At 54.0% G+C, this 8,220-nt stretch carries 7 protein-coding genes and 1 pseudogene; 4 read left to right on the top strand and 4 right to left on the bottom strand.

Annotation, left to right across the window (positions count from 1 at the left end):
* The 3 genes and pseudogenes from RT340_RS20245 to yfaE all read left to right on the top strand — a co-directional run.
* Positions 1–825 (top strand): annotated as a pseudogene (locus RT340_RS20245) (ribonucleotide-diphosphate reductase subunit alpha); the annotation flags it as partial.
* A 65-nt stretch (positions 826–890) separates the two neighbouring features.
* On the top strand, positions 891–2,021 hold the full coding sequence (nrdB, locus tag RT340_RS20240) for a class Ia ribonucleoside-diphosphate reductase subunit beta (RefSeq protein WP_034825039.1): 1,131 nt from the start codon (positions 891–893) through the stop codon (positions 2,019–2,021).
* A gap of 2 nt (positions 2,022–2,023) precedes the next feature.
* On the top strand, positions 2,024–2,284 hold the full coding sequence (gene yfaE / locus RT340_RS20235; RefSeq protein ID WP_058961303.1) for a class I ribonucleotide reductase maintenance protein YfaE: 261 nt from the start codon (positions 2,024–2,026) through the stop codon (positions 2,282–2,284).
* 59 nt (positions 2,285–2,343) lie between these two features.
* Here yfaE and RT340_RS20230 read toward each other — a convergent pair whose 3' ends face one another.
* Positions 2,344–3,540, bottom strand: coding sequence for a nicotinamide mononucleotide deamidase-related protein YfaY (locus RT340_RS20230; RefSeq protein ID WP_097116583.1), 1,197 nt, complete (start codon positions 3,538–3,540; stop codon positions 2,344–2,346).
* A 152-nt stretch (positions 3,541–3,692) separates the two neighbouring features.
* Positions 3,693–4,001: a stress response protein ElaB gene (gene elaB / locus RT340_RS20225; RefSeq protein WP_034825045.1), complete on the bottom strand. Its 309-nt coding sequence runs from the start codon at positions 3,999–4,001 to the stop codon at positions 3,693–3,695.
* Between the two features lie 291 nt (positions 4,002–4,292).
* Here elaB and RT340_RS20220 point away from each other — a divergent pair, with 291 nt between their 5' ends.
* The gene (locus RT340_RS20220; protein WP_045813641.1) at positions 4,293–5,951 is read left to right on the top strand and encodes a glucan biosynthesis protein D; all 1,659 of its coding nucleotides are present in this window, start codon (positions 4,293–4,295) and stop codon (positions 5,949–5,951) included.
* A gap of 149 nt (positions 5,952–6,100) precedes the next feature.
* Here RT340_RS20220 and RT340_RS20215 read toward each other — a convergent pair whose 3' ends face one another.
* Positions 6,101–6,553 (bottom strand): GNAT family N-acetyltransferase, encoded by a 453-nt coding sequence (locus RT340_RS20215; RefSeq protein WP_097116582.1) that lies wholly within the window; start codon positions 6,551–6,553, stop codon positions 6,101–6,103.
* A gap of 166 nt (positions 6,554–6,719) precedes the next feature.
* Positions 6,720–8,183 carry an NADH-quinone oxidoreductase subunit NuoN gene (nuoN, locus tag RT340_RS20210; protein WP_034825051.1) on the bottom strand — a complete coding sequence of 488 codons (1,464 nt, stop codon included), beginning with the start codon at positions 8,181–8,183 and terminating at the stop codon, positions 6,720–6,722.
* Positions 8,184–8,220 lie beyond the last annotated feature (37 nt).

Below are 8,220 nucleotides of genomic sequence, written 5' to 3'. Positions count from 1 at the left end.
GCGCTGGATGCCCTGCTGGATTATCAGGATTACCCCATCCCGGCGGCAAAACGCGGCGCAATGGGTCGTCGTACTCTGGGTATTGGCGTGATCAACTACGCTTATTATCTGGCGAAAAACGGCGTGCGTTATTCTGATGGCAGCGCCAACAACCTGACGCATAAAACCTTTGAAGCGATCCAGTACTACCTGCTGAAAGCCTCGAACGAGCTGGCAAAAGAGCAAGGTGCCTGTACGTGGTTCAAAGAGACCACCTACTCACAGGGCATTCTGCCGATCGACACCTATAAAAAGGATCTCGACGCCGTTTGCAGCGAGCCGTTGCACCTGGATTGGGAAGGTCTGCGTGAGTCGATCGTTACGCACGGTCTGCGTAACTCCACGCTCTCTGCCCTGATGCCGTCTGAAACCTCTTCGCAGATTTCAAACGCCACCAACGGTATTGAGCCACCGCGTGGTCACATCAGCATCAAAGCATCCAAAGACGGTATTTTGCGTCAGGTGGTGCCAGAGTATGAGCGTCTGAAAGATCAGTACGAACTGCTGTGGGAAATGCCCTCTAACGACGGTTACTTACAGTTGGTTGGTGTGATGCAGAAATTTATCGATCAGGCGATTTCGTCGAACACCAACTATGATCCAAGCCGTTTTGCCAATGGCAAAGTGCCGATGAAACAGCTGCTGAAAGATCTGCTGACCGCGTATAAATTTGGCGTGAAAACCCTGTACTACCAAAACACCCGTGATGGTGCGGAAGATGCGCAGGACGACCTGGCTCCTTCCATTCAGGATGACGGCTGCGAAAGCGGCGCTTGTAAGATTTAATTAGTCAGACGCCCTATCTTGTCAGGGCCGGCAATGGTCGGCCCTCATCACTTTTGGACTTAGCCATGGCTTACACCACATTTTCGCAGAACAAAAACGACCAGCTGTTAGAACCGATGTTCTTCGGCCAGTCAGTGAACGTTGCCCGTTTCGACCAGCAGAAATATGACATTTTTGAAAAGCTGATCGAAAAACAGCTCTCCTTCTTCTGGCGTCCGGAAGAAGTGGATGTCTCACGCGATCGTATCGATTATCAGGCGCTGCCAGATCACGAAAAACACATCTTTATCAGCAACCTGAAATACCAGACGCTGCTGGATTCCATTCAGGGTCGCAGCCCTAACGTGGCCCTGCTGCCGTTGATTTCGATTCCAGAACTCGAAACCTGGATCGAAACCTGGGCGTTCTCTGAGACCATCCACTCGCGCTCTTACACCCATATCATCCGTAACATCGTCAACGATCCTTCACTGGTGTTTGACGACATCGTCACTAACGAGCAGATTCTGGCGCGTGCACAGGACATCTCGAAGTATTACGACGATCTGATCGAGATGACCAGCTACTGGCATCTGCTGGGAGAAGGCACGCACGAAGTGGCGGGTAAAACCGTGACCGTGAATCTGCGTGCGCTGAAAAAGCAGCTGTATATCTGCCTGATGAGCGTTAACGCACTGGAAGCGATTCGCTTTTACGTCAGCTTCGCCTGTTCATTCGCCTTCGCCGAGCGCGAGCTGATGGAAGGTAACGCCAAAATCATCAAACTGATTGCGCGCGATGAAGCTCTGCACCTGACCGGCACTCAGCACATGCTGAACCTGCTGCGCACCGGTGAAGATGATCCTGAAATGAAAGAGATCGCCGCCGAGTGCCGTGATGAGTGTTTCGACCTGTTCAAGAAAGCCGCCGAGCAAGAGAAAGAGTGGGCAGATTATCTGTTCAGCGGTGGCTCGATGATCGGTCTGAATAAAGACATTCTGTGCCAGTACATTGAGTACATCACCAACATTCGCATGCAAGCGGTTGGCCTCGATCTGCCGTTCCAGACGCGTTCTAACCCGATTCCATGGATCAACTCCTGGTTGGTATCAGATAACGTGCAGGTGGCACCGCAGGAAGTGGAAGTCAGTTCTTACCTGGTGGGTCAGATTGATGCCGAAGTCGGCGAAGACGACTTCAACGACTTCCAGCTGTAAGCATGAGTCGTTCTGTTGTTATTCTGCGCAGTTCCGGCTCCCGGCTGGAGTGCGCAGAAGATCATCCCAATCTGTTGACGGCACTGGAAGCGCACAATGTTTGCGTAGAGTTTCAGTGCCGTGAAGGCTACTGCGGTTCATGCCGCATGCGCTTGCTAAAAGGCGAAGTGGCTTACGCGGAAACCCCATTGGCGTTTATTCAGAAGGGTGAGATTTTGCCCTGCTGCTGCCGCGCCAAAGGGGAGATTGAGATCGAGATTTAAACACCGGGTCGCCATCAATGGCGCCCCGGTGAAATTCATGGCAAAGCCTGCCCACATTCCTACTGTTTCACAGCTTCCAGCACATCAATCCAGCCATGCCCGTTACTGACTTCACTGCCGTGCAGCCAGCGACGCAGCATGTTCATCGCCATCATCGCCACGACTTTCTGCCGGGTTTCAACATTGTGACGCCCATGGGTGAACTTCACGCGCTGGCCCCAGCTGGCTTCCGGCGTATGCAGCGCAATCGCCACTTCGCCCTCTTCCAGATTGCCCACCGACAGCGCCAATACCGTGCCGTGATGTGCGGCCAGATCGCGCGTGCGCTCGACCTGGGATTCCAGCGGTTCATCATGAGGAGGCAGAATCTCTGCTGCGCTGAGCGGCACGTCTGCTGATGCCAGCTGCCAGTTGAGGAATCCCGCCGTATATTGCTCGCTTAGCGCCAGCCGGAAACCACGCTGTTGCAACTCACGCGCTAACAAAGCAGGCAAACCTTCAGTGCCTTCGAAGATAGTGCATTCCGCCAGCAGCAGCTTAACCTGCTGCCACGCCTGTTCCATCGCCACGCGCTGGCTGGCCGGTCCGGTGAGTTTGATTTCAATGATTGGCATTGATGAGCGATAGCCCATTACCACACCTTCCGGCAACGGTAACGGCTCCAGTTCGGCAGCAATGTCACTCTCGCCGCGACCAAAGGTAGTCAGACGCAAACACAGCGGCGGCTCAGGTAAATCAAAACGCGCTTTCAAACGCGGAATGATCTCCTGCTCGACCATCACTTTAAATTCGGACGGCACGCCCGGCGTGAAGAATATCCAGCAGCGATTGAGCTGAAGTGCAAAGCCACACGCGGTCCCCACCGGATTATCAATCAGCTCGGCATTCGCCGGAATTTCCGCCTGCTTGCGGTTGCTCGGCGCCATGATGCGTCCACGGCTGGCAAACCAGGCTTCCATTTTTTCCAGCCATTCTTGCTGGATCACTAATTCGGTACCACACGCGGTAGCTGCCGCCAGCGCGCTAAGATCGTCGCTGGTTGGCCCAAGGCCGCCGTTCACAATCAGCACATCGGCAATCTGGCTGCGACTCTGCAGCGCCTCTACCAGTGAGGACATCGCGTCACCCACGGTACTGCGGCTGGTCATTGGCAAACCGTGCTGGAACAGCACATCCGCGAGCCATGCGGCGTTGGTATCGACAATCTGGCCATGCAACACTTCATCGCCCGTAGAGAGCATTTCAACACGTATCACGTTACTTTCTCCTTATCCCTGTCGCTTTACTGTAGAAAGCGCGCACGCGAAACACAATCGCCGTTGATGCGAAACAAGGATTCGAGACAAATGAGAGGGATAACGCGGTAAAAAAGAGGAATCGGGCGTAACTGGCGTTACGCCCCGACAATTTAGCGGCGGGCCAACAGTAAACCGACAAACAGGCCAGCGGCGGCGCCAATGCCGATCCCCTGCCACGGTTTTTCATGCACATAATCGTCGGCACGGTAGGCCGCTTTTTTGGCACGGTAATAATAGCTGTCAGAAGCCTGGCTAACGCGATTCTTCACGTCTTCCAGCGCTTGTTCCGCTTTAAGTTTCAATTCGATGTACTTTTGATCGGCCGGATCACCCGACGATTTCAGTACTTCTTCCAAAGTTTCTGTCAGTAGCGCCAGGTCGTCATCAAGGCGAGTTTCAAATTGATCTGAAGATGACACGTTATACTTCCTCCATGCTCGTCACTTATCGTCGTTTAACTATAGTCATAAATTCGGTATTTGCTGCGCGCAAGGGATTCGGATTACGCTGGTTTTTGCTCGACTCAATGCAAAGTTGCGTAATCCGCGCTGTTGCAGCGTGAAATCTGCTTCGCTTATTTGATTAATCTGATAAATTTTTGTCAGACTGAATTTTTTAATTTCGCGACTGTCGTATCCCCTTGTAGCCAGACGCAATGCGTCTTACGACAGTCACAACACACCAGAGCAGCTAAGGATTAGATTTCCGGCATGAATCGTAGAAAATTTATGAAAGCGTCCATGGCCCTCTCTGCCGCAAGCGGCATGACCGGGCTCTCCTCGCTGTTTGCGCAGTCCGCCTGGGCCGATGATGGCATCGCCGACGGCACCGCAGTGCGCTTCGATTTCGACTCACTGAAAAAGAAAGCATCCGCGCTGGCGAAACAGCCCTGGGGCGGCGCACCCGGCCCGCTTCCTGACACCCTGGCCAATCTGACACCGCAGGCTTACAACGAAATTCAGTACGATGCCAACCATTCGCTGTGGAACAACATTCCCGATCGCGAGTTAGATGTGCAGTTCTTCCACGTGGGGATGGGCTTTAAACGTCGTATCCGTATGTTCTCCGTGGATGCCGATAGCCGTGAAGCGCGCGAAATCCACTTCCGCCCCGAACTGTTTAACTATCACAACGCTAATGTCGATACCCAGCAGCTGGTCGGCAAAACCGATTTGGGCTTCGCCGGTTTCCGCGCGTTTAAAAAACCAGAACTGGCGCGTCGCGATATCGTCTCGTTCCTCGGCGCGAGCTACTTCCGTGCGGTTGATGAAACTTTCCAGTACGGCTTGTCAGCGCGCGGTGTGGCAGTCAACACCTTTAGCAACGGCCACGAGGAGTTCCCGGACTTTACCGCCTTCTGGTTTGAAACACCGAAAGCCGACGATACCACCTTTGTGGTTTATGCGCTGCTGGACGGCGCCAGCGTCACCGGTGCGTACAAGTTCACTATCCACTGCGAAGAGAAACGCGTGGTGATGGAGGTGGAAAACCACCTGTTTGCTCGTAACGACATTCGTCAGCTCGGCATCTCGCCGATGACCAGTATGTTTAGCTGCGGCACCAACGAGCGTCGCATGTGCAATACCTATCATCCACAAATCCATGACTCCGATCGTCTGGCAATGTGGACCGGAAAAGGGGAATGGATTGCACGTCCGCTGAACAACCCGCAACGCTTACAGTTCAATGCTTATGAAGATGAAAACCCACGTGGTTTTGGTCTGTTGCAGCTCAATCACGACTTCAAAGATTATCAGGATGTCATTGGCTGGTATGACAAACGCCCAAGCCTGTGGGTTGAGCCAATTGGCAAGTGGGGCAAAGGCGCCATCAACCTGATGGAGATCCCGACGACCGGTGAAACCCTGGATAACGTAGTGTGCTTCTGGCAGCCAACGGAACCGGTTAAAGCGGGCAGCGAATTTAACTTCCAGTACAAACTCTACTGGAGCCAACTGCCACCTGTGCGCAGCGGGCTGGCGCGCGTGGATGCGACACGTACCGGTATTGGTGGCTTCCCGGAAGGTTGGGCGCCGGGCGAACACTTCCCCGATCAGTGGTGCCGTCGCTTTGCGATTGATTTCGTCGGTGGCGATCTGAAAGCCGCAGCGCCGAAAGGTATTGAGCCGGTGATCACCGTCAATGCCGGTACCATCAAGCAGGTTGAGATTCTGTATGTTGAACCCCTCAACGGCTACCGCATCTTGTTTGACTGGTATCCGAACAGCGACTCCACCAAGCCGGTGGATATGCGCCTGTTCCTGCGCACCAAAGATGAGACCTTAAGTGAAACCTGGCTGTATCAGTATTTCCCACCGCCGCCGGATCAGCGTAAATACACCGATGACCGACAGATGACGCCGGGCTGATATCCCCTAAAAAGTTCGAATTTCAGGAAGGCGGCAAACACGAGAGCCCGATGAGCTGACTCAAGTCAGTGATTCGGGTGAGCCAGGCAGCCAACTCACCGGAAATTTGAAGTATGACGGGTATAAATGGCGAGGAGTATTCCTCGCCATTACGCTTTCTGCATACCGATGTGTGGAATGTTATCTTCCATGTAAACGTCCCCCACCGCTTTGAAGCCAAGACGACCGTAAAACCCTTCCAGATGGGCCTGCGCCGATAAATAAATAGTGCGTTGCGGCCAATGGGTATCGCAGCTCTCCAGCGCTTTCTCCATCAGTCGATAGCCCAACTTCAGGCCACGCGCTTCTTCGGACACGATCACGCGACCAATCATCACCGGGGCGCTGTCCAGTGAGGGCGTAAGCACACGAGCGTAGGCCAATAATTTGCCGTCAAGGAAGCCCATGATATGGCGATTCTCTGCTCGCAAATCCTGACCATCTACGTCTTGATAGGGGCAGTTCTGCTCCACAATGAATACGTGATTGCGCAGTGCCAGCACGGTATATAACTGCTGTGCACTCAGTTCACTGTGGTGGCAATCAAGCCATTGCATTTCCATGATGCTTCCTTGTCTGAGCGAAAAAAGTGATCTCCTGAGAGTATCACAGCGCGCGGGGATTGAGCAGCCATACAGGGTTGCCGCATTGCCTTGCCGTGATCGTATTCTCAGATTACAGGCAAAAAAAATCAGGCCCTGAGGCCTGATTCATGGGGTCAAAGCGCATTTACATCAGCGGCTGAGCCATCTGCACCAGCGAAATCAGTGGCTGAGGATAGACACCCAGCAGCAGCACCAGAATCGCCGAGATCAGCACCACCACACCACCGGCGGTGAACGCCCAGTTGGCTGGCGTGTCACGATCGCGCGTGTGCATTTCTGGTGGGCTGAGGTACAGACTCACCGTCACACGCAGATAGTAGTAAAGACCGATCGCACTGCCGGCAACGACTGCCGCGGTTAACCACCACAGATGCGCGTTCACACCGGAAGCAATGACGTAGAACTTACCAATGAAGCCCAGCGTCATCGGGATACCGGCCAGAGACAGCATCATGACGGTCATGACCGCTGACAAAATTGGACGATGCCAGAACAGACCACGATAAGAGTAAAGCGTATCCGCATCCGGGCCACGGTACGGGCTGGACATCAGGCTGACCACACCGAACGCGCCGAGGCTGCTGAACAGGTAACCCGCCAGGTACACACCCGCCGTTTCCAGTGACAGCTGATGGGTTTTCACCGCAATCAGCGACACCAGCAAATAGCCAAGATGCGCGATCGATGAGTAACCGAGCAGACGTTTGATGTTGCTCTGCGAAATCGCCATCAGGTTACCGAACAGAATCGACACAAAGGCGATAACACCGAGCACGGTGCGCACGGCTTCGCTGTCGGTCACTGGCGCGTACAGGAACAAGCGCATCACCACACCAAAGATGGCGATCTTGCTGGCGGTGGCCAGGAAGGTTGAAACCGGCGCAGGCGCACCCTGATAAACGTCTGGTGTCCACAGGTGGAACGGAACCAGTGACAGCTTAAAGCCGAGGCCGATAATCATCATGCCCAAACCGACCAGCAGCAGCGGCTGTTGGATCATGCTGTCATTCAGGCTTTTACCCAGTTGCACAAAGCTCAGGCTGCCAGAATCGGCATAAATCAACGCGATACCAAAGATCAGGAACGAAGACGCTGCAGCGGACAGGATCATGTACTTCAGTGCCGCTTCCAGCGAACGTTTCTGACGGAATGCGTAACCGATAAGACCAAACAGCGGCAGTGACAGCAGTTCAATACCAATGAACAGCGCCGCCAGATGATTGGCACTCGCCAGCACGATGCCACCGAGCGCCGCAATCAGCACCAGCAGATAGAACTCATCTTTGTTGTCCGGGAAACCGGCCAGCCACGGATAAGCAAAGGTGCAGGTTGCTAGGCTGGCCAGCAGCACCAGCGCGGTGTAGAACATTGAGTAACCGTCAACGCGCAGCAGCGGCGTGACATCCATGGCACCGACATGACCGACAAACCACAGTGAAAACAGCGCTACGTTCAGGCCAATGACCGTCAGCGTGGCATTAACAAAGTGGTTGCGTCGCCACGCAATGGACAGCATCACCACCACCACCGTCAATCCGACGATCAACAGCGGCAGTAACGCAATCAGATGTTGAGGAGTTATTGTCATGGCGAATTACGGCCTTGTAGTTGAAATTGAAGCGGTA

Origin of the sequence: Pantoea sp. CTOTU50773, assembly GCF_032082325.1 — a bacterium.
Taxonomy (GTDB): domain Bacteria; phylum Pseudomonadota; class Gammaproteobacteria; order Enterobacterales; family Enterobacteriaceae; genus Pantoea; species Pantoea communis.
The sequence above is the reverse complement of the archived record's forward strand: the minus strand, read 5'-3'. Positions and strand labels throughout refer to the sequence as shown.

Coding starts and splice junctions, on each gene's coding strand:
- nrdB (WP_034825039.1), top strand. CDS start 891: ATGGCTTACACCACATTTTCGCAGAACAAAAACGACCAGCTGTTAGAA.
- yfaE (WP_058961303.1), top strand. CDS start 2,024: ATGAGTCGTTCTGTTGTTATTCTGCGCAGTTCCGGCTCCCGGCTGGAG.
- RT340_RS20220 (WP_045813641.1), top strand. CDS start 4,293: ATGAATCGTAGAAAATTTATGAAAGCGTCCATGGCCCTCTCTGCCGCA.
- RT340_RS20215 (WP_097116582.1), bottom strand. CDS start 6,553: ATGGAAATGCAATGGCTTGATTGCCACCACAGTGAACTGAGTGCACAG.
- nuoN (WP_034825051.1), bottom strand. CDS start 8,183: ATGACAATAACTCCTCAACATCTGATTGCGTTACTGCCGCTGTTGATC.